At 72.1% G+C, this 19,998-nt stretch carries 24 protein-coding genes; 11 read left to right on the plus strand and 13 right to left on the minus strand.

What is annotated here, in order from left to right:
• Positions 1-2: 2 nt before the first annotated feature.
• Together DP939_RS06540 and DP939_RS06545 are read right to left on the minus strand one after the other, a co-directional pair.
• Positions 3-806, minus strand: coding sequence for an ABC transporter ATP-binding protein (locus DP939_RS06540; protein ID WP_113979689.1), 804 nt, complete (start codon positions 804-806; stop codon positions 3-5).
• Positions 807-836: 30 nt separating this feature from the next.
• Positions 837-1,229, minus strand: a complete 393-nt coding sequence (locus tag DP939_RS06545) for a DUF1048 domain-containing protein (protein WP_113979690.1) — start codon at positions 1,227-1,229, stop codon at positions 837-839.
• Positions 1,230-1,469: 240 nt separating this feature from the next.
• On the opposite strand from DP939_RS06545, the gene DP939_RS06550 reads away from it, so the two are divergent.
• Positions 1,470-2,069 carry a DUF2269 family protein gene (locus DP939_RS06550; RefSeq protein WP_113979691.1) on the plus strand — a complete coding sequence of 200 codons (600 nt, stop codon included), beginning with the start codon at positions 1,470-1,472 and terminating at the stop codon, positions 2,067-2,069.
• A 43-nt stretch (positions 2,070-2,112) separates the two neighbouring features.
• The gene (locus tag DP939_RS06555) at positions 2,113-2,307 is read left to right on the plus strand and encodes a hypothetical protein (RefSeq protein ID WP_147267899.1); all 195 of its coding nucleotides are present in this window, start codon (positions 2,113-2,115) and stop codon (positions 2,305-2,307) included.
• Here the strand turns inward: DP939_RS06555 and DP939_RS06560 are convergent.
• From DP939_RS06560 to DP939_RS06570, 3 genes are read right to left on the minus strand one after another with little or no spacing between them, the layout of a single operon-like run.
• Positions 2,301-3,086 (minus strand): maleylpyruvate isomerase family mycothiol-dependent enzyme, encoded by a 786-nt coding sequence (locus DP939_RS06560; protein WP_113979693.1) that lies wholly within the window; start codon positions 3,084-3,086, stop codon positions 2,301-2,303. The genes DP939_RS06555 and DP939_RS06560 overlap by 7 nt on opposite strands.
• Positions 3,083-3,466, minus strand: a complete 384-nt coding sequence (locus DP939_RS06565; protein WP_113979694.1) for a carboxymuconolactone decarboxylase family protein — start codon at positions 3,464-3,466, stop codon at positions 3,083-3,085. The genes DP939_RS06560 and DP939_RS06565 overlap by 4 nt, the downstream gene beginning before the upstream one ends.
• Positions 3,463-4,371, minus strand: a complete 909-nt coding sequence (locus DP939_RS06570) for an MBL fold metallo-hydrolase (RefSeq protein WP_113979695.1) — start codon at positions 4,369-4,371, stop codon at positions 3,463-3,465. Before DP939_RS06570 ends, DP939_RS06565 begins: the two co-directional genes overlap by 4 nt.
• 79 nt (positions 4,372-4,450) lie before the next feature.
• Between DP939_RS06570 and DP939_RS06575 the strand changes: the two genes are divergently transcribed.
• From DP939_RS06575 to DP939_RS06590, 4 genes are all read left to right on the plus strand, one after another.
• Positions 4,451-5,125, plus strand: coding sequence for a TetR/AcrR family transcriptional regulator (locus DP939_RS06575; protein WP_113979696.1), 675 nt, complete (start codon positions 4,451-4,453; stop codon positions 5,123-5,125).
• 33 nt (positions 5,126-5,158) lie between these two features.
• Complete coding sequence (locus DP939_RS06580; RefSeq protein WP_113979697.1) at positions 5,159-5,602, plus strand: hypothetical protein; 444 nt, start codon at positions 5,159-5,161, stop codon at positions 5,600-5,602.
• Positions 5,599-5,922: a transcriptional regulator gene (locus tag DP939_RS06585; protein ID WP_113979698.1), complete on the plus strand. Its 324-nt coding sequence runs from the start codon at positions 5,599-5,601 to the stop codon at positions 5,920-5,922. Before DP939_RS06580 ends, DP939_RS06585 begins: the two co-directional genes overlap by 4 nt.
• A 94-nt stretch (positions 5,923-6,016) precedes the next feature.
• The gene (locus DP939_RS06590; protein WP_113979699.1) at positions 6,017-8,065 is read left to right on the plus strand and encodes a pyridoxamine 5'-phosphate oxidase family protein; all 2,049 of its coding nucleotides are present in this window, start codon (positions 6,017-6,019) and stop codon (positions 8,063-8,065) included.
• Here DP939_RS06590 and DP939_RS06595 read toward each other — a convergent pair.
• Positions 8,055-9,044, minus strand: a complete 990-nt coding sequence (locus DP939_RS06595) for an NAD(P)-dependent alcohol dehydrogenase (RefSeq protein ID WP_113979700.1) — start codon at positions 9,042-9,044, stop codon at positions 8,055-8,057. The two genes, DP939_RS06590 and DP939_RS06595, sit on opposite strands and share 11 nt — an antisense overlap.
• Positions 9,045-9,205: 161 nt before the next feature.
• Between DP939_RS06595 and DP939_RS06600 the strand changes: the two genes are divergently transcribed.
• Positions 9,206-9,886 (plus strand): DUF2306 domain-containing protein, encoded by a 681-nt coding sequence (locus DP939_RS06600; protein WP_113979701.1) that lies wholly within the window; start codon positions 9,206-9,208, stop codon positions 9,884-9,886.
• Here DP939_RS06600 and DP939_RS06605 read toward each other — a convergent pair.
• The 3 genes from DP939_RS06605 to DP939_RS06615 are packed head-to-tail and all read right to left on the minus strand — an operon-like array spanning position 9,773 to position 11,963.
• Positions 9,773-10,417, minus strand: coding sequence for a response regulator (locus DP939_RS06605; RefSeq protein WP_113980086.1), 645 nt, complete (start codon positions 10,415-10,417; stop codon positions 9,773-9,775). The two genes, DP939_RS06600 and DP939_RS06605, sit on opposite strands and share 114 nt — an antisense overlap.
• 20 nt (positions 10,418-10,437) lie before the next feature.
• Complete coding sequence (locus DP939_RS06610) at positions 10,438-11,604, minus strand: sensor histidine kinase (protein WP_225878112.1); 1,167 nt, start codon at positions 11,602-11,604, stop codon at positions 10,438-10,440.
• 29 nt (positions 11,605-11,633) lie between these two features.
• Positions 11,634-11,963 carry an arylamine N-acetyltransferase gene (locus DP939_RS06615; RefSeq protein WP_147267900.1) on the minus strand — a complete coding sequence of 110 codons (330 nt, stop codon included), beginning with the start codon at positions 11,961-11,963 and terminating at the stop codon, positions 11,634-11,636.
• On the opposite strand from DP939_RS06615, the gene DP939_RS06620 reads away from it, so the two are divergent.
• A complete protein-coding gene (locus DP939_RS06620; protein WP_147267901.1) occupies positions 11,917-12,327 on the plus strand; it encodes an SbtR family transcriptional regulator in 411 nt (136 codons plus the stop codon). The two genes, DP939_RS06615 and DP939_RS06620, sit on opposite strands and share 47 nt — an antisense overlap.
• Here the strand turns inward: DP939_RS06620 and lexA are convergent.
• The 3 genes from lexA to DP939_RS06635 are packed head-to-tail and all read right to left on the minus strand — an operon-like array spanning position 12,307 to position 15,851.
• Positions 12,307-12,966: a transcriptional repressor LexA gene (lexA, locus tag DP939_RS06625; protein WP_113979705.1), complete on the minus strand. Its 660-nt coding sequence runs from the start codon at positions 12,964-12,966 to the stop codon at positions 12,307-12,309. The two genes, DP939_RS06620 and lexA, sit on opposite strands and share 21 nt — an antisense overlap.
• 50 nt (positions 12,967-13,016) lie before the next feature.
• A complete protein-coding gene (locus DP939_RS06630; protein ID WP_113979706.1) occupies positions 13,017-14,393 on the minus strand; it encodes an aspartate aminotransferase family protein in 1,377 nt (458 codons plus the stop codon).
• 27 nt (positions 14,394-14,420) lie between these two features.
• The gene (locus DP939_RS06635) at positions 14,421-15,851 is read right to left on the minus strand and encodes an APC family permease (RefSeq protein WP_113979707.1); all 1,431 of its coding nucleotides are present in this window, start codon (positions 15,849-15,851) and stop codon (positions 14,421-14,423) included.
• Positions 15,852-15,990: 139 nt separating this feature from the next.
• Between DP939_RS06635 and DP939_RS06640 the strand changes: the two genes are divergently transcribed.
• The 3 genes from DP939_RS06640 to DP939_RS06650 are packed head-to-tail and all read left to right on the plus strand — an operon-like array spanning position 15,991 to position 18,046.
• On the plus strand, positions 15,991-16,596 hold the full coding sequence (locus DP939_RS06640; RefSeq protein WP_113980087.1) for a TetR/AcrR family transcriptional regulator: 606 nt from the start codon (positions 15,991-15,993) through the stop codon (positions 16,594-16,596).
• Positions 16,596-17,684: a DmpA family aminopeptidase gene (locus DP939_RS06645; RefSeq protein WP_113979708.1), complete on the plus strand. Its 1,089-nt coding sequence runs from the start codon at positions 16,596-16,598 to the stop codon at positions 17,682-17,684. Before DP939_RS06640 ends, DP939_RS06645 begins: the two co-directional genes overlap by 1 nt.
• A 59-nt stretch (positions 17,685-17,743) precedes the next feature.
• A complete protein-coding gene (locus tag DP939_RS06650) occupies positions 17,744-18,046 on the plus strand; it encodes a hypothetical protein (RefSeq protein WP_113979709.1) in 303 nt (100 codons plus the stop codon).
• Between the two features lies 1 nt (position 18,047).
• Here DP939_RS06650 and DP939_RS06655 read toward each other — a convergent pair whose 3' ends face one another.
• On the minus strand, positions 18,048-19,853 hold the full coding sequence (locus DP939_RS06655) for an alkyl/aryl-sulfatase (RefSeq protein WP_113979710.1): 1,806 nt from the start codon (positions 19,851-19,853) through the stop codon (positions 18,048-18,050).
• Positions 19,854-19,998: the final 145 nt, after the last annotated feature.

Here is a 19,998-nt window from a genome sequence, read left to right on the forward strand (position 1 = left end):
CCTTACCTTTTGGTGGCCGGTTCCGGCTTTTCCGTGCCGGCGCTGGGGCCGACGAGCGCGAGGAATATCTCTTCGAGGGTCGGCTGCTTCTCGATGTACTCGACCTTGGCGGGCGGCAGCATCTGCCGGAGTTCGTCGAGGGTGCCGTTCACGATGATCCGGCCCTCGTGCAGGATCGCGATCCGGTCGGCGAGTTGTTCGGCCTCGTCCAGATACTGCGTGGTGAGCAGCACCGTCGTGCCCCGGCCGGCGAGTTCTTTGACGGTCTCCCACACCTCGATGCGCGCCTGGGGGTCGAGCCCGGTCGTCGGCTCGTCGAGGAAGATCACCGGCGGGTCGCCGATGAGGCTCATCGCGATGTCGATGCGGCGGCGCATGCCGCCGGAGTACGTCGAGACCTTGCGGTCGGCCGCGTCGGTCAGCGAGAAGCGGGCCAGCAGGTCGTCCGCGACCCGGCCCGGGTCCTTGAGCCGCCGCAGTCTGGCGACCAGCACCAGGTTCTCCCGGCCGGTGAGGATCTCGTCGACGGCCGCGAACTGCCCGGTCAGGCTGATCGACCCGCGCACCTTCGCGGCCTCGGTGGCGACGTCGAAGCCGTTCACACGGACGGTCCCCGCGTCGGCCTTGAGCAGCGTGGACATGATCCGCACCGCCGTGGTCTTGCCCGCCCCGTTGGAGCCGAGCAGGGCGAAGATGCCGCCCGGCGCGACCTCGAAGTCCACTCCGCGCAACACCTGTAGCGTCTTGTACGACTTCTTCAGGCCCTTCACCTGAATGGCCGGCCCCTGGGCCCGATCGCCGCTCATCTGGATCGTCCGTTCTCTCGTTCTCACCGGTCAGGTCTCGTCGCGCGCGGCGTCGTCGAGGGCCTTGGTCAGCCGCTCCCGTTCCCGGCCGATCCACTGGCCGTCCGGGTAGTTGCGCAGGAACTCCTCGGCGAACTCCACCGGGTTCTCCCCGACGATTTCGCGGATCGAGGTCCCGTCCGCCGCGCTCTGCTCGAAGAGGTCGACGAGGTCTTCGAGCATCACCACCAGGCTTTCCGAATCACCCGGGCCGAAGTGCGACATGTAGCGCTGGAGCGCTTCGACCGCCTCGCCATGGCCTGCGGGGAGTCGTTGCACCCGCGCCTTGTACTGCTTGTAGCGCTTCTTCTGTTCGAGCGAGCCGGTGACCATTTCCAGGTAGTGCCGGTACCCCCGCCTGGGCTCGTTCTGCTCCGTGGTCATGCAAGTCTCCAGCTACTCGGTAACGCTAACTACTGGTAGATAGTAACACTGAATAGTGCTGACGCAAGCCCCGTCGTGCCGGAGGACGTGAGCGTCGGGTTCATGGGATCCACCCTCGCCGACCGCGCTGACACCGGACCGTCGCCGTGCTGACACGGCCGCCAGGTGCGCCCAGGGGTGTAGTGCGGCCGTCATCGCCGGGCGGATGTGGACCCGGGCGGGCGGCGCGAGCATGGGCGCATGCGTTCGGAAGAAGTGACGACCGGCTCCATCGGCGGCCAGGCCGTCCGCCGTAAGGCGTGGTACGCGGCCCCGCAGGTACGCAGGTTCGTCCTGTTGCTGCACGTCGTGTCGTCGGTCGGCTGGCTCGGGCTGAACCTGGGCGTGCCCGCCCTCGCGATCACCGGCATGACGACCGCGGACCCCGAGGTGCAGCACGCCGTCTACCGCGTGCTCGGCCTGCTCGGCGACCTGTACCTCATCCCGCTGAGCCTGACCGCCTTCATCACCGGCGTGCTGCTGTCCCTGATGACCACCTGGGGACTGCTGCGGCACTACTGGGTGATCGCGAAGTTCGCGCTGACGCTGATCGCCGTCGTCCTCATCCCGGCCTCGCTGCTGCCGGGCCTGCACGCGGCGGCCGAGGCGGTGGCGAGCACGCCGCCCGGGACGTTCGCCGCCATCCCCCGGGACGGCGTGGGCCAGGTCGGCGCGGGTTTCGTGTCCACCACGATGTACGTGACCTGCGCGGTTCTGTCGATCTACAAACCGTGGGGCCGGACGCCCTTCGGCAGACGCCGCCTCGCGCTGTCCGGCGCGAGCCGCGCCGGGAGCCCGTGATGTCGGTTCCGCGCGGATGTTGCCGCAGTCAGCGGCCCCGCCCGTGGCGCACGTATACCTGTGGGCGCGGCTGTGGATGACGACCTGGCATTTCCGGGGCGGTGAAACGCTCCGCTACGCCGCCGACGGCCGGACCCGCGCGGAGGTCCGGGATTTCGTCGTCGGGGGCCGTATCAGCGAGGTACTGGGGCTGGAGGAGGCGCCCGTCGTCGTCCTCGACAACATCAGGTATCAGTAGCCGGGGAAGACCTTGCGAAGCAGGCCGAGGTCGGCGACGCCGGTCGCGACGACGTCGGCGGGGATGTGCGACGGCCCGAGGCGGCCCGCCACCAGGCGGAGCCAGGCTTCGGCGGGGAGGGTGAGGGTGCCGTCGGGCTCGTCCGGGACGTCGAAGTCCACGCTGATCCGGTCCAGCAGGCGCAGGGCGAAGACCGACGCGGGCTCGGTCGTGGTGACCTTGATCACCGCGCGTACCCCCTCGGCCGGTCTGCCGATCCAGCCGATCATGTCGGGTTCGCCGTGCAGGAGCTCAGCGGCGGTGGCCGGGGGCAGCGTCGGGTGCGGGTCGAGGCCCGCGCGTACGTCCCAGGCGTGCAGGGCCAGCTCGCTCAGGCGCAGCCGGGCCGCGACCTGTACCTCCACCGGGGCGGGCAGGAAGCCCATCTCGATGCGCAGGCTCTCGCGGGTCGGCGCGTCCAGCGACTCATACAGCGCGACCAGGGCCTCGCCCGCCTGGAGGAACCCGTCGGCGCGCCGCCTGCGGGTCATGTCGTTCCAGGTCTGCCAGATGCCCTCCACCTCCTCCCGCTCGGGCCGCGTCCCCTCGCCGAGGGCGGCCAGGAGGATGGCCCGGCCGATCTCGGCGCCGCTGCCCAGGTGGCTCAGCACCTGCGAGATGTCCCATTCGGCCGCGCCGGACGGCCCGGCCAGGGCCGCGTCGTCGAACGTGCGCACCAGTACGGCCAGGCGGTCGTGCTCGGCGCGCATCGCGGCGATCACCGGGTCGGGGCTGCTCATGTGTGCTCCTGTTCCGATAGGGCGTGGACGATCTCCATGGCCTGGGAGGCCCTGGGGTATCCGATGTAGCCCGCCAGCAGCGTCATCAGGGCGGCCAGCGCGTCGTCGCCGAGCCCGTGCTCGCGGGCCAGCCGCAGGTGGGTGCGCAGCCGGTCGCCGGAAACGCCCTGGGCGACCAGCGCGGTGATGATGGCCACGCTGCGGTCGCGCCCGGTGAGGGCGGGGTGCGACCAGGCCGCGCCGCCGGCGGCGTGCAGCGCCTCCTCGGTGAACACCGGGCCGACGCGCTCGGCGAACGCGGCGAGCACCTCCCGCTCGGGCATATCGAAGATCCTGGCATAGGCGGCGATGCCGCGCTCCCGCCGCCCCTCCGCTGTCACCGTGCGCCGCCCTCGTAGAAGGCGCGGGCGCCGAGGGCGATCCACTCCGGGCGTTCCCAGGTGGGCCAGCGGGTGCGGGCGGCGGTGTCGATCGCCGCCACGGTCTCGTCGGCGGACGCGCCCGCCGAGCGCAGCCGCTCGACCTCCGCGCGCATGTAGATCAGGTAGTCGCGGACGTCGCGGATCAGCGAGGTACCGGCCACCTCGCCGTGGCCGGGCACGACGATCTCGGCGTCGAGGGCGATCAGCTCTTCCAGCACGCCGATCCAGCGCCCGCCGTCCACGTCCGTGTCGTGCGGCGGGAAGTACGGCATGATCGGGAAGATCCGCGTCTCGAACAGGTCGCCGCCGAACAGCACCTGGCCGTCGATCAGGATCACCTGGTCGGACGCCGTGTGCGCGGGCCCGACCGAACGCAGCACCGCCGTGCGCCCGCCCAGGTCGATCTCGGCCGCGCCCTCGTAGACCACATCGGGATCGACGAGCTCGGCATAGTGCAGTTCGGTCGCGGCGGCGGGGCTCAGCCCCTTGAACATGTCCAGGTAGCCCGCGCCCTTGCGGTGCAGCTCCCCGCGCTGGGCGGCGTTGTAGACGATCGTCGCGGCCCCCTTGAACACCTGCGCCCCGAACCCGTGCTCTGGGTGGAAGTGCGTGACGGTGAGGTACAGGTGCCGGTCACCGGCCAGGCGGCGGGCCTGCTCCAGGACGTACGCGCCGTTGCGCGGACCGAGGCCGGTGTCGATGACCAGCGCGGAGTGCCGGCCCACGACGATGCCGACGTTGGGAACGAGTTCGACCCGGCGGTCGGGGATGACGTACACCCCCTCGGACACCTTGACGGGCTCCCCCCGCACGATCGGCGGCGGGCTCGTGCTGATGTCGGGCTGGGCGGCGGCAGGGCACATGACCTCCGCACCTCCAATCTGAACGCTGCTTAGATGATGACGAGCCTAGCAGACATCTGAGCGGCGTTAAGATGGTCCGATGGCAAAGGGGCGATACCACCACGGCGACCTGCGCAGCGCGCTGCTGGACGCCGCCGAAGCACTCGTACGCGAGCGCGGAGCCGACGACTGGTCCCTGCGGGAGGCGTCGGCGCGGGTCGGCGTCAGCCCCAGCGCGGCCTACCACCACTTCGCCTCCCGCGACGCGCTGGTCCGCGCCCTGTCCGAACGCACGCTCGGCTGGCTCGGCGAGCGGCTCGGCGAGGAGTGCGAGCAGGCGGGCCAGGCGGACGACCCGCAGCGACGCCTGATCGCCCTCGGCCGCGGCTACGTGACCTGGGCGCTCGGCGACCCTGCGATGGCCAGGCTGGTCCTGCGCGGCGGCGCGACCGGCCCCGACTCCGCCATCACCCCCCACCCGCACGACGTGCTCACGGCCGAACTCGACCGGCTCACCGGGGCCGGGGGCCTGCCCGCCTTCACCCGCCCCGGCGCGGAGTTCGTGCTGTGGGCGGCGATCCACGGGCTGGCCATATTGCTCGCCGACGGCCTGGTACGCATCGACGACCCGGTGGCGGTCGATGCCCAGACCGAGCGGGTGGTCCGCGCCACGCTCAACGGCCTGGCCTGCGAGACCACCCCCGCGGACCGCCCGGCCGCCCGCTCCGCCCACACCGAACGCCTGGCCCGCCACACCACCGGCGAACGGCGTTGACTTTCCACATCGGAAAGTGGTTGACTTTCCGCCATGGAAAGCAACGTTGCCGACGGCCTGGCCGTCATCGCTGAGGCCCGCGCGGCCCTCGCCGACCGGCTGATCATCCCGTGGTGGTACCACACGGGCCTCGGGCTGCTGCTCGCCGGTTGCGTCGTCGCGATCGGGCTCGGCGGCACCCCCGTCAGGATCGGGGCCATCGTGCTGCTCGTGGCCGGCTGCGCCGTGCTCACCGACGCCTACCGCCGCCTGACCGGGTTCTGGGTGTCCGGCGGCCACGCGGGCCCGGCCGGGCGGTGGGTCGGCGCGATGGGCGCGATGACGTTCGCCTGCATCGTCGCGGCCTTCGGCATCGTCGGCTGGACCGGCCTGCGCTGGCCGGTGTGGTGCCTGGCCGCGGCGGTCTACGCCGCCATCATCGTGATGGGCCGCCGGTTCGCCGCCGCGCTGCGCGCCCACCTGAGGGCGGGCGCATGACCGAGCGCTTCGACGAACTCGTGCACGCGCCCAACCGGCTGCGGATCTGCGCGCTGCTCGCCGCCTCGACCACCGCCGAGTTCGCGATGCTGCGCGACATCCTCGGCGTGGCCGACTCCGTGCTCAGCAAGCACCTCAAAGCACTCCAGGACGCCGGTTACGTCTCCATCTCCAAGCCGACCGGCCGCGGCCGGGTGAAGACCTGGGTGAGCTTCACCCCGCAGGGCCGGCGCGCCTATGCCGGACATGTCGCGGCACTCAAGGCACTTCTCGACACTCCCCCCATCCCCATCGGATTCCCGGAGACGGCACCGGAGTAAAGCCGCCACCCCGCGCCCGCCGTGCGGCGGGCGGTGTTCGCCCATGCCCTGGAGCCCGTGCCCTGGAGCCCTGCCCTGGAAAGGTCTCAACGCCATGCGAACCATCCCTTCGGCGGCCACGAACCGGATCACGACCACCGCCCGGCTCGAAGCGATCATCGGTCACCCGGCGGCGCTCGTGCTGAAGAAGGAACTGCCGGAGCTGGACGCGGCGGCCCGGTACATGCTCGCCCGCGCGCCGCTCGCGGGCTTCGGCTACCGCGACGCCGCCGGGCGGCCCCGGACGACCCTGGTCGGCGGGAAGCCCGGCTTCGCCGAGGTCGAATCGCCGACGCGGTTCGGCTTCGCCGCCGACATCGATGAGATCGGCGACATCGACGCGTCGGGCCCGGTCTCCTTCGTCTTCCTGCTGCCCGGCGTCGGCGAGACGTTACGGGTCAACGGCTCGGTCGCCGAGCGCGCCCCCGGCCGGATCGTTGTCGACGTCCGCCAAGCGTACGTGCACTGCGCGCGGGCGATCCTCCGCTCCCGGCTGTGGGACCCGATCGTCCCGGCGGTGTCCATCCCCGCCGTCGCCGAGGGGCCGCTGTCCGGCGCGGGCGTCGCCGGGTTCCTGGCGGCCACGCCGTTCATGGTCATCTCCTCCTGGGACCGGGACGGCGGCGACACGAGCCCGCGCGGCGACACGCCCGGCTTCGTCCGCGTACTGGACGGGCGCACGCTGGCCATCCCGGACCGGCGCGGCAACCGGCGCGCCGACACCTCGCACAACCTGCTCGCCGACGACCGGTTCTCCGCGGCGATCCTCGTCCCCGGCCGTACCGACGTGCTGCACCTGGCCGGTACCGCCCTGGTCACCGACGATCCGGAACTGCTCGCTGACATGGCGCTGGGCGGCGTCGTCCCGCAGACCGCCCTGGTCGTCACGGTCGAGCGCGCCGAAGTACGGCACAACGAGGCCGTCGCCGCCGCGAACGTCTGGGACCGCGCCGAACGCGCGGACGCGGCCACCGTGTCGGAGCTGATGGCGCTGATGACCCGGCAGCTCGGCGGCGGGAAGCCCGCCCTGCGCCGGCTGACCCGGTGGCTCGGGGTGTTCGCCCGGCCGATCCGGTGGTTGATGGACCTGACGTACCGCCGCGCGCTCCGGCAGGAGGGCTACGGCGACGGGCCCGACCCGCGCCCCGGGCGGCCGGTACGGGTGACCGAGGTGATCAAGGAGACGCCCGGCGCGGTCACGCTGGTGCTGTCCGGGGCCGACACCGGCTTCGCGCCCGGCCAGTTCTACACGCTCATCACGGAGGTCGGCGGGCGTACCGTCCGCCGCGCGTACTCGGCCACCTCCGTCCCCGGCGCGGACCACCTCGCGCTGACCGTCAAACGGGACGGCCTGTTCTCCTCCCACCTGCACGACCATGCCCGCGCCGGCACCGAGCTGCGCGTCCTCGGGCCGTCCGGCGACTTCCGGGTGGCCGACCCGGCGGCGGCCGGGGCGAGGTACGTGCTGGTCGGCGCGGGCAGCGGCATCACGCCGCTGATGAGCATCGTCCGCACGGTGCTCGCCGCCTCGCCCGACGCCACGATCACCCTGCTCTACGGCAACCGCACGGAGGCCGACATCATCTTCGCGGCCGAACTCGCCGCGCTGGCGGACGCGCATCCCGGCCGCCTCACGGTCCGCCATGTGCTGTCCCGCCCCGGCCCCGGCTGGACGGGCCTCACCGGCCGGATCGGCCCGGCCGACCTGCCCTTCGCGCCGCGCGCCCACTACTACATCTGCGGACCGGCGGCCATGCCGACCGACCTCCGCGACCACCTCACCGGCATCGGCGTCCCCACGGACCACGTACACGAGGAGCGGTACACCAGCGTTCCCGCCGCCGCGCCAGGGACGGCCGCGCAGACGATGACGATCGCGGGCGTCGGTGACGTGGTGGTCGCCGCCGGGCAGACGATGCTGGAGGCGGGGCTGGCCGCGGGGGTGCCGATGCCGCACTCCTGCACCGTCGGCGGTTGCGGCGAGTGCCGCATCCGGCTGCTGCGCGGCGAGGTCGACGGCACCGTCGAGGACGGCGGCGTGCTCACCTGCGTCTCCTATCCGCTGAGCCACACCGAGGTGGACATGGGTCCGGTCAAACCGTGACGACGACCTTCCCGGGCGCATGTCCCTCCTCCTGGTACCGGACCGCCGCCCGCAGGTCCTCGAACGGGTAGACGCGGTCGATCACCGGCCGCACCCTGCCGTCCGCCATGAGGCCGGTCAGTTCCAGCAGGTTGCGCCGGTCGTCCGGGTAGCGGACCACGTCCGCCAGCGCCGCCTTCTGGGACGCGAACGCCGACGCCGCCATGATCCCGAACATCCGCCCCATCGGCTGCAGCCAGCGCCCGGCCGCGCCGCCGATCAGCACGCACACCCCCTTGCCGGTCAGCACCCTGCGGCACTCCCGGAACGACCGGTTCCCGGCGATGTAGAGCAGCACGTCGTAGCGTTCGCCGCCGCGGGTGAAGTCCTCCTTGGTGTAGTCGATCACCTCGTCCGCGCCGAGCGACCGCACCAGCTCGGCGTTCCGGCCGCTGCACACCGCGGTGACGTGCGCCCCGTACGCCTTGGCGAGCTGCACCGCGTACGTCCCCACCCCGCCGGAGGCCCCGTTGACCAGCACCCGCCGCCCCGGCTCGACCCGGCCCACCTCGCGTATCGCGAGCAGCGCCGTACTGGCCGCCAGCGGCACCGCTGCCGCCTCCTCGTACGACGCCGCCGCGGGCTTCGGCGCGAGATGCCGCTCCGGCACGCAGACGTACTCGGCGAACCCGCCGCCCTGCGGCGGCATCCCGAACACCTCGTCGCCCGGCCCGAACTCCGTCACGCCCGGCCCGACGGCCTCCACCCGCCCGGCGACGTCCGCGCCGAGGATGGTGATCTTCGGCCCGAACAGCCCGAGGTGGCCGGGCATCGGGCGGGAGAAGAAGGGCTCGCCGCGCATGAGGTGCCAGTCCCAGGGCTGGACGGAGGTGGCGTGCACCCGGACCAGTACCTCGCCGGGGCCGGGGGTGGGCTTGGGCAGCTCCGTGAGCCGGAGGGCTTCCGGCGAACCATACGAACTCAGGACGTACGCCTTCATCGTGATCTCCTTCACGCTGTCGGATCGACAAGCCCGAGTGTGCGGCCGGACCCGGGCGGGCGTAACCGCCGAAGGTACGACCTCCGCACCGGCCGATCGGCTCATCGGGATCGGGCCGTTGGGGTGATGAGCGCGATCGCCCGCGCGGACACCATCGGGGCATGAAGATTCACGGCTACGCGCCCGCCGCCGGGCTGGTCCTGCTCGTCCTCGTCCCGGTCATCGCGGGCGGCGCTCGCCTGGCGGGGGCCCGGGGCGGGGCGGAGATCCCCGTCCCGCTCGCCGTGCACATCGTGGCCGCGACCGGCTACGGCCTGGTGGGGGCCTTCCAGTTCGCGCCCCGGTTCCGGCGGCACAGGCCGGGGTGGCACCGCGCGGCCGGGCGGGTCCTGGTCGGGCTCGGCCTGGCGAGCGCCCTGTCGGGGGTGTGGCTGACGCTGCCACCCGCCGGGGAGGGGCCGCTGGTGGCGTTCCGGCTGGTGTTCGGGTCGGCCATGGCCGGCTGCCTGGTACTCGGCCTCGCCGCCGCCCGCCGCCGCGACATCGGCCGGCACCGCGCCTGGATGATCCGGGCGTACGCGATCGGGGCGGCCGCCGGGACACAGGCGTTCACCCAGGCCGCCTGGATCGCCGCCTACGGCCCGCCCGGCGCGCTCACCCGGGAACTGCTGGTCGGCGCGGGCTGGGTGATCAACGTGGCCGTGGCCGAGTGGATCATCCGCAGGCGCTCAGCGCGGCGGCACGCGGTCGGTCTCGTACGCCCACATGGCGATCTCGACCCGGTTGCGGACGCCGAGCTTGGTCATCAGGCTGGCGACGTGGCTCTTCACCGTGCTCAGTGAGATGTGCAGCTCGTCGGCGATCTCGTTGTTGGTCCGCCCCCTGGCCACGGTCAGCAGGATCTCCTCCTCGCGTTCGGTCAGCGGCTCGATCGGCTGCGCGCGGGGCCCGGCGGGGCCGTTGCCCGCGAACGCCGCCAGCAGCCGGGCGGTGATGCTCGGGGCGATCAGCGCGTCCCCGCGCGCGGCGGCGCGTACGGCCTGGGAGAGCAGGTCGGGCCCGGCGTCCTTGAGCAGGAACCCGCGGGCCCCGGCCCGCAGCGCGGCGTAGACGTACTCGTCCAGGTCGAACGTGGTGATGACCACGACGGCCAGCGGGTCGGGCACGCCGGGCCCGGCCAGCCGGGCGGTCGCCTCGATGCCGTCGCAGCGCGGCATGCGGATGTCGAACAGGCACACGTCTGGCCGCAGCCGCCGGGCCAGTTCGACGGCCCGCAGCCCGTCGCCCGCCTCGGCCACGACCTCGATGCCGGGCTGCGCGTCGAGGATCATCCGCAGCCCGGTGCGGGCGATCTCCTGGTCGTCCGCGACCATCACCCTGATATCACCGCTGGTCACGTGGGGGCTCCCGTCCGGGGCAGTACGGCGGTCACGGTCCAGCCGCGACCTGGGTTGGGACCGGCCTCGCAGGTGCCGCCGAGCAGCCCGGCGCGTTCGGTCATGCCGAGCAGGCCGTACCCGGAGGCCGCGATGGGACGCCCCGCGGTGCTGTCGCCGTCGTCGGTCACCCGCAGCCGCACCGACGTGGCCCCGGCCGCCACGCTGACCTCGATCCGGGTGGCGTGCCGGGCGTGCCGCCGGGCGTTGGTGACCGACTCCTGGGCGATCCGGAAGATCGCCGCCCCGACGGACGGCGGCACGCCGTCGAGGTCGCCCTCGATCGCCACCTCCACGGACGGCCCGGTACGCGGCCGGTCGGCGAGTTGTTCCAGGTCGTCGAGGTGCGGGTTGGGCGCCATCTCCAGCGGCGCGGACGCGCCGTCCCGGCGCAGGACCAGCACCATGGCCCGCATCTCGGCGAGCGTGCGGGACGCCTCGGCCTCGATCACCCGCAGCGCGGCGACGGCGGCCTCGGCGGCGGTGTCCGGGTCGGCCGCCGCGGTGGCGATGCCCGCCTGCGCCCTGATCGCCATCGCCGAGACGTGGTGGGCCACGGTGTCGTGCAGGTCACGGGCCAGTTGCTCGCGTTCGAGCAGCTTGACCTGGTCGAGTTCGCGCTGCCTGGCCTTCGTCCGGTAGCGGAACGTGCCGCCCAGGGCCGCCGCCGCGAACACGACCGTGAACGCCCCGGCGATGTCCCCCGCCACCAGCCGCCCGGTGACGGTGGCGACCACCACCAAGCCGCAGATCAGCACCAGCCCGGCCAGCGCCTCCCGCCCGGACCCCCACCGGGTCAGGGCGTACAGCAGGATCAGCAGGAACGCCATCGACTTGAGCTCCGCCGGATCGGCCCCGGTCAGCACCTGGATCGCGGTCGTGGCGACGACCGGGACGGCGAGGCTGAGCAGCGGCCTGGTACGCCGCCACAGCAGCGTCGCCAGCATGACCAGAGCGAAGCTCATCGAAAGCGGCCGGTACTGGAGGTCGGTCCGCAGCGCGCCTTCCAGCACGATCACCACGGCGAGCACCCCCACCAGCGCCCAGTCCCGTGGAACCCGCCGCGGGGGATCAGGCGGGCGGGGCTCGGTCCACAAGGAGCGGAGAAGGCCCAGCACGCCCATCATGGTACGAGAGCGACCATCGTTTTGGATCAGTCCAAAGCCCCCGATTCCACCCGGGACAGCCACTCGGCGTGCTGCCGGGCCGTGCGCCGCCACAACGTACCGATGCCATCGGGCCCGAGCCCGGCGAGGGGCACGCCGATGTCGTCGGCGAGGGCGGCGGCGAACGCCTCACGGTCGCCGAGCACCCGGCGCTCGGCGGTGCCGTCGGGGGTCGCGACGGTGAGCGTACGGGCCAGCAGCGTCGCCGAACGGTCCCCCTTCAGGCGGTAGGCGATGAGCAGCCGCTCCAGCGGAGAGTCCGCGGCGCGGGTGGTCGCGAACCGGGCGAAGTCGGTCAGTCGCCGCTTCCTCCGCACGACCACCGCCGACCTGCTGCTCGCCTACCGCCTCTCCGCCTGGTTCGCCGTGGCCTGGGACGCGCTGCGTCCCGACCCCGACAACGTACGGCTGCGCCGGTCGCTGGTGGCGGCGATCGACCGGATGTGGGCGCGCGCCCTGACCGAGGGCGCCGTACGCCCCGACCTGACCAGCGGTGACTTCATGCTCCTGCTGGCCCGGGTGCTGCGCCCGCTGCCCGGCGTGCCCTCCGGGGTGGACGACCCCGAACGCTCGCTGGCGATCGCCCTCGACGGGCTGCGCCCCGGCCTCACCACTCCCCTGCCGGGGCGAGGCCCGGCGGCCGACGTGCTCGGGGGCCGGTCAGAGGTTGCGCAGGACTGAGACGACGATGCCCAGGATCGCGGCGCCCTCGCCGTCGATGTCGGCATAGGCCGGGTTGCGGGGTTCGAGCAGGACACGGCCGCCCCGGCGGCGGTACACCTTGACGGTGGCCTCGCCGTCGATCATCGCGGCCACGATCTGCCCCGAGTGCGCCTCGGGCTGCTGGCGTACCACGACGATGTCACCGTCGCAGATCGCCGCGTCGATCATCGAGTCGCCGCGCACCCGCAGGCCGAACACCGTGCCCCGCCCGGTCAGCTCCCGGGGCAGGGTCAGCGTGTCGTCCAGGTGCTCGACGGCGGTGATGGGACTGCCCGCCGCGATGTCGCCGACCACGGGCACCGGCACCAGGTCGGCGGCCTGACGCGGGGCCTCGGCCCGCATGAAGTCCCGCACGTCGATCGGCCGGGACAGCCCCGCGCCCCGGCGCAGGAACCCCTTGTCCTCCAGGCTTTTCAGGTGGCGCGACACCGACGAGGTGGACCGCAGCCCCACCGCCTGACCGATCTCGCGCGTGCTCGGCGGGTAGCCGTGCCTGGCCACCCAGTCCCGGATGGTGGCCAGGATGCGCTGCTGCCGCGGCGGCAGGGCCGAGACGTCCAGGTACTCGAACACGTCGGGATCGCCGTAGGAGGTCACCTGCGAAATGCTAGAGCGTCCCGGCCCTGAGAAGGGTCAACGGCCGGCGGTCACAGCAGCGCGGCGGCCTCGGTGAGGGTGTGCCGCAGGATGCGCTCGATCTCGTCGAACTCGGCCTGGCCGCAGATCAGCGGCGGGGCCACCTGGACCACGGGGTCGCCGCGGTCGTCCGGGCGGCAGTACAGGCCGTTGTCGCGCAGGGCGGCGGGCAGGAAACCGCGGATCAGCAGGTCGCGCTCCTCGGCGTCCAGGGTCTGCTTGGTGGCCTTGTCCTTGACCAGCTCGACCGCCCAGAAGTAGCCGTCGCCGCGTACGTCGCCGACGATCGGCAGGTCGAGCAGCTTGCGCATGGTCGCCTCGAACGCGGCCTCGTTGTCCAGCACCCGCCGGTTGAGCCCTTCCCTGTCGAAGATGTCCAGGTTGGCCAGCGACACCGCCGCGGCCACCGGGTGCCCGCCGAAGGTGTACCCGTGCGGGAACATGGTCTTGCCGTGCTGGAACGGCTCGGCGATCCGGTCGGTGGCGATCATCGCGCCGATCGGGGCGTAGCCGGAGCTCATGCCCTTGGCGCAGGTCACGATGTCCGGTACGAAGCCGAACTTCTCGCACGCGAACGTCGTGCCGTGCCTGCCGAACGCGCAGATCACCTCGTCGGAGACGAGCAGCACGTCATAGGCGTCGCAGATCTCCCGGACCCGCTGGAAGTATCCGGGCGGCGGGGTGAGGCAGCCGCCGGAGTTCTGGACCGGCTCCAGTACGACCGCGGCGACGGTGTCCGGCCCCTCGAACAGGATGGCCTCCTCGATCCGGTCGGCCGCCCACCTGCCGAACGCCACCGGGTCGTCGCCGTGCTCGGACGCACGGTAGATGTTGGTGTTCGGCACCCGGAACCCGCCCGGGGTCAGCGGCTCGAACTGCTGCTTCATCGCGGGCAGGCCGGTGATCGCCAGCGCGCCCTGCGGGGTGCCGTGGTAGGCGACGGCCCGGCTGATCACCTTGTGCTTGAGCGGGCGTCCGGTCAGCTTGAAGTACTGCTTGGCCACCTTCCAGGCGCTCTCCACCGCCTCGCCGCCGCCGGTGGTGAAGAACACCCGGTTCAGGTCGCCGGGGGCGGCGTCGGCCAGCCGTTCGGCCAGTTGGAGCGCCGGGCGGGTGGCGTACCCCCACACCGGGAAGTACGCCAGCTCGGTGGCCTGGGCGGCCATCACCTCGGCCAGTTCGCGGCGGCCGTGACCGGCCTGCACGACGAACAGGCCGGACAGCCCGTCGAGCATCCGCCTGCCCTGCTCGTCCCAGATGTACGCGCCCTCGCCCCGGGTGATGACCGGGCCGGGAGCGGCGGCCATCCGGGTGAAGTGCGGCCACAGGTTGCCCCAGCCCGCCTCGGCGACGTCTGCCACGGGGGGATGGGGCTCGGTGAACGTCATGGTGCGGTCCTTCCCTGTACGTTTCGCCTATACGGATTCGACCGGTTCGGGCGTGCTGTTCTCCTCCCCCGCAGGGCCGCGCAGTACCCACTGCCCGCGCCCCCGCAGCACCAGTGCGTAGTACAGCGCGGCGACGGCGCACACGCCCAGGGTGATCAGCAGGCTGGTCCGCCCGACGGCGGGGTCCATCGCGTTCTGCCAGATCACGTAGGCCAGCGCGGCCAGCGCGAGCACCGGCGCGACCGGGAACCACGGCATCCGGTACGCCGCGTGCGCGGTCGTGCCGTTGCGCCGCCCGGCGAGCACCGCCAGGCACAGCGCCGCGTACACCGCGACCAGCGAGGTGCCGGTGACGACCAGCAGGCGTCCTTCGTCGACGAAGCACAGCAGGGTGGCGAACCCGCCGGTGACCAGCGTGGCGATCCACGGCGTGCCGGTACGGGGGTGGATCGCGGCCAGCCCCCGGCTGACCGCGCCCGGCCAGGCGGTGTCCCTGCCGGTGCTGAACACCATGCGCGCCGAGATGAGGATGATCGCCAGCACCGCGTTGACGATGGCCAGCGCGATGGCCAGGCTGATCACGGTGTTCACCGTCGCGCCCGCCTTGGTGGCGACGAACAGGCCCATCATGTTGCCGGAGGCGAACAGGTCGGGGAGCGAGGGCGCGCCGAGCAGTACGGCGGTGATCGGGACCAGCTCGGCCACGACGGTGATCGCCAGCGCCCACAGGATGGCGCGGGCGATGCCGCGCTTGGCGTCGGTGGTCTCCTCGCCGAAGTAGACGGCCGAGCCGTACCCGTTGTACGCGAAGATCGCCACCGCCGCCGCGCCGACGATCAGCCCGGCCGACGCGGGCGCGACGACGCCCTCGGTCACCGTGACGGGCGCGGTGAGCAGTTCGCCGAGCGAACGCGCCGGGTCCAGCAGCCCGAGCGCGCTCACCACGACCAGCGCGATCATCTCGATGGCCAGGAAGATCCCGGTGATCCAGGCGTTGAGCTTGATGTCGAACACCGCCAGCACGGTCGCCGCCGCCGTCGTCACCGCGGCCACCACCGGCCCCGGCACCCCCGGGATCAGCACCGCCAGGTACGTGCCGACGCCCAGCGCGATGACCGCGATGATCAGCAGTTGGGTGATCACCAGCAGGCCGAGGATGACGAACCCGGGCAGCCTGCCCAGGGTGCGGCCGACGATGGCGTACTCACCGCCGCTGAGCGGATAGGCCGAGGCCAGCTCCGCGTACACGAAGGCCATGAACACGCCCACCACCGCCGCGATCACGAAACTCCAGAACGCGCCGCTGCCCGCCTGGCCCACCACGCCCGGCGCGATGATGAACACGGACGAGGCGGGGGTGATGGCGGACAGGGTGATGAGCAGGGTGCCGAGTACTTTGAGGCCGCGGCGCAGCGGCGGGGCGGAGGGGGTGGAGGGTGACGACGACGGATCCGACATGGCGGCCTCCTGAGTCGTGGTTCTTTGACTGGCCATAAAAGAACTCGATCCGGGCCGACGTCAATAGGGCTGCGAGCACGACTGAGTCACGAAGAGTACGCTCTTGCGTTATTTGATGATCGGCTGAAGAATGACCGCCATGCCACGACCGAGCCGAGCACACCACCGGCGCGGCGAACTCGTCGCCGCGGCCCGTCGAGCCGTTCTCGACCGGGGCGTGCTGGACCTGCGGCTGCGCGACGTCGCCTCCCAGGCCGAGATGTCCACCGGCTCGGTCCTCTACTACTTCCCGACGCTCGGCGACCTGCTGCACGAGGTGCAGCGCGACGCCGTGGAGCGGTTCTGCGTGTGCCGCGAGGAGGCCGCGCGCCGCGAGCCCGACCCGCGCAGAAAGCTGGTCGGGACCATCAGGGCGGGCCTGCCCACCGGGCGGGACGACGAGCTGAGCGTGCTGCTCTACGAGCTGGGCGCGTACGCCCGCCGCACCCCCGCCTACGCCGCCCAGCACATCCGCCTGTACGAACGCCAGGCCGGTCTCTACACCGCGATCCTCGAAACGGGCGCGGCGACCGGGGTGTTCGACCTGACCCGTGACGCCGCCGCCATCGCCCGCGGCCTCGTCGCCCTGGAAGACGGCCTCGGGCTGCACATCACCCAGGCCGTGCCCACGTTCACCCCGGCCGAGGCCGAGTCGATGCTGATCGGCTACGCGGCCGACGCCACCCGCTGCGACCTGGAGGTCTGATGCGCGCCCGCGACCTCGGCCTGCCCCTGACCGGGGACACCGGCCCGCTCAACGCGATCACCGACGTGCCCGGCGTCGAGGTCGGCTACACGACGCTGATCGAGGGCGACGCCGTACGCACCGGCGTGACCGCGATCCTGCCGCGCGCCCGGGAGGAGATCCACCTGCCGTGCGCCGCGGGCCGGTACTCGCTCAACGGCAACGGCGAGATGACCGGCACCGCGCTGCTGGACGAGATCGGGTCGGTACGCCTGCCGGTGCTGATCACCAACACGCACGCGGTGGGGCCGTGCCACCGGGGCGTGATCGACTGGGTGGCGCGGGAGAAACCGCAGGTCGCCGAGCAGTGGCTGCTGCCCGTGGTGGCCGAGACCTGGGACGGCTACCTCAACGACATCAACGGCCCGCACGTCCGGGCCGAGCACGCCGTGGCCGCGATCGACGCCGCGACCGGCGGCCCGGTCGCCGAAGGGTCGGTCGGCGGCGGCACCGGGATGAACTGCTACGCCTTCAAGGCCGGCAGCGGCACCTCCTCCCGGGTGGTGCGCTACGGCCGGGACTCCTACACGGTCGGCGCGTTCGTCCAGGCCAACTTCGGCTCCCGCAAGGAGCTGACCGTGTGCGGGGTGCCGGTGGGCGCGCTGCTCGCCGACGACAACCCGTTCCAGGAGGGCGACTGGCGGCACCCGCCCGGCGCGGGATCGGTGATCGTCGTCATCGCCACCGACGCGCCGCTGCTGCCCGGCCAGTGCTCGGCCCTGGCCCGCCGGGTCCCGCTCGGCCTGGCCCGCACCGGCACCACCGGCTCGCACTTCTCCGGCGACATCTTCCTGGCGTTCTCCACCGGCAACGTGCTCACCCCGTCGGAGTTCCCGCGCGGCGAGCCCGGCTACGACACCCTCCGGCACATCCCGTGGAACCGGCTCGACGACTTCTTCGCGGCCGTCGTCCACGCCGTCGAGGAGGCGGTCCTCAACTCCCTGGTCGCCGCCACCGACATGACCGGCCGCCAGGGCCGCCGCGCCCCGGGCATCCCCGTGGACCGCCTGGTGAACGCGGTGACACGACTCTCACGACACGATAAGTAGCCACTCGATTACAGTAGGGATGGTTTCTCCGAGTACGCCTGTGAAAGGAGAGCGATCCCATGTCCATGATCCAGACCGGTGTCGTCGAGCTCGGCTCCGACGACCCGGTCGAGACGGCCAGCGGCAACACCTCCACCTTCACCCGCGTCACCTTCCCCACCCCCTTCCCGTCCGGCTCCCAGGTGATCGTCCTGCCGTTCGCGCAGACGTTCAACGGCTCCGACCCGCCCGGCATCCGCCTGGCCGACGTCAACGAACAGGGCTTCCTGATCCGCCTGAACGAGGTCCTGGTCACCGGTTCCGTCAAGAGCAACGGCGTCCACGCGGTCGAGACCATCGGCTGGCTGGCCTCCACCATCTGAGTCACGGGGTCACGATCGGGAACGCCGGAGCCGGGGCGTCGAGCAGTTCGGTAAGACGGCTCAGGGCGTTGATGTCGCCCTCGTGATCGATCCCGTCGGCGGTTGCGCGGCCGGTGAGCAGGCCGCGCAACCGCTCCGTGGTGAGCGTGAGGGTCAGGTCCACCGGGCGCGGCGGCGGGTCGGCCTGCTGGATGAGCGCGCCGTTGGACAGCGTGGTGCGGTGGCGCCGGTCCAGGTCCGTCAGGTGCCAGTCGATGGCCAGCTTCTCGTTCCAGGCCCTGGGGCCGTCGATGCGGATGGCCAGGGAGTCGAAGACCTGCTCCACGGTCAGGGCCGCGATCATCTCCGGCGAGGTGGTGTCCAGGTCGGCCGGTACCGCGCCACCGGCCAGCTCCAGCGCCGCGACCAGGTAGAAGTTGCGCCAGGTGCCGTTCTCCGCGCCGTGGCCGAGCCGGGTGTAGACCTCGGCGAGCAGGGCGCGGGCCTCGCGGTCGCCGGGGTCGGCGAAGACGGCGTGGTCGAGCAGGGTGGCCGCGAAGCGCAGGTCGCCGTCGTCGATGTGACGGCGGGCATGGGCCAGTACGCCCTCGCGCCCGCCCATGCAGGCGACGTACCGGCGTGCCTGCTCGACCGGCGGATGCTCCCACAGATGGGCCGGGTTGCCGTCGAACCAGCCGAGGTAGCGCTGATAGACGGCCTTGACGTTGTGGCTCACCGAGCCGTAGTAGCCGTGGGTGTGCCACGCCTGTTCCAGGACGGGCGGCATCCGGATGGCTTCGGCGATCTCGGTGCCGGTCATGCCCTGGTTCAGCATCCGCAGCGTCTGGTCGTGGATGTAGGCGTACAGGTCGCGCTGCTGGGTCAGGAAGGTCGTCAGCTCGTCCTCGCCCCAGGTCGGCCAGTGGTGCGAGGCGAAGACCACGTCCGCCTGACCGGCGAACAGCGTGATCGCCTCGGTCAGGTAGCGCGACCAGATACGGGCGTCGCGGACCACGGCTCCGCGCAGAGTGAGGATGTTGTGCAGGTTGTGGGTGGCGTTCTCGGCCATGCACAGCGCCCGGCGGGCGGGGATGAGGAAGTTCATCTCCGCCGGGGCCTCGGTGCCGGGGGTGAGCTGGAAGATGAGCTGCACCCCGTCGACGGTCTCCTGCTGGCCGGTGCGGGTGATGTCGCGGGTGGGCGGGATGAGGGAGATCGTCCCGGTCGAGGTGGTGAGGCCGAGGCCGGTACCGATCTGCCCCTCCGGCGAGCGGGGCAGCCCCGGCCCGTACATGTACGTGGCCCGGCGGTTCATCGCGGTACCGGCGTAGACGTTCTCGGCGACCGCGTGCTCCATGAACCCGGCCGGGGCCAGAATCGGCACATCGTCACCATCGGTGACCCCGCGCACCCCGCCGAAGTGGTCGGCGTGCGAATGCGTGTAGATCACCGCCGTCACCGGCCGCTTCCCCCGGTGCTCCCGGTAGAGCCCCAGCCCGGCCGCCGCACACTCGGTGGACAACAGCGGATCGACCACGATCACACCATCGTCGCCCTCGATCAACGTCATGTTCGACAGATCCAGCCCACGAATCTGATAAATCTCCCCGGTCACCTCATACAGCCCCTGCTTGGCGCACAACCTCCCCTGCCGCCACAGACTGGGATGCGCAGTGCCCGGACACTCCCCCGCCAGAAACCCGTACGCGTCCCCATCCCACACGACCCGCCCATCGCCCGCCTTGACCACCGCCGGCCTGAGCGCGGCCACGAACCCCCGATCGGCGGCGGCGAAGTCGGCCCGATCATGGAAAGGAAGGTCTGCCATGCCACTGGTCTTCCCTGCCCGATGAGCGGACGTCACCGGCAGCCGCTACCTTCGCCCTCCAGTGGCCATCTCTTTGACTGCCGCTCACGGCAGCCTCCGCCCTCAAAAGGAGCCTTCGGCACGCCCTATCTCTGCGACCCTCCCC

Source organism: Spongiactinospora rosea (genome assembly GCF_003315795.1).
Classification (GTDB): domain Bacteria; phylum Actinomycetota; class Actinomycetes; order Streptosporangiales; family Streptosporangiaceae; genus Spongiactinospora; species Spongiactinospora rosea.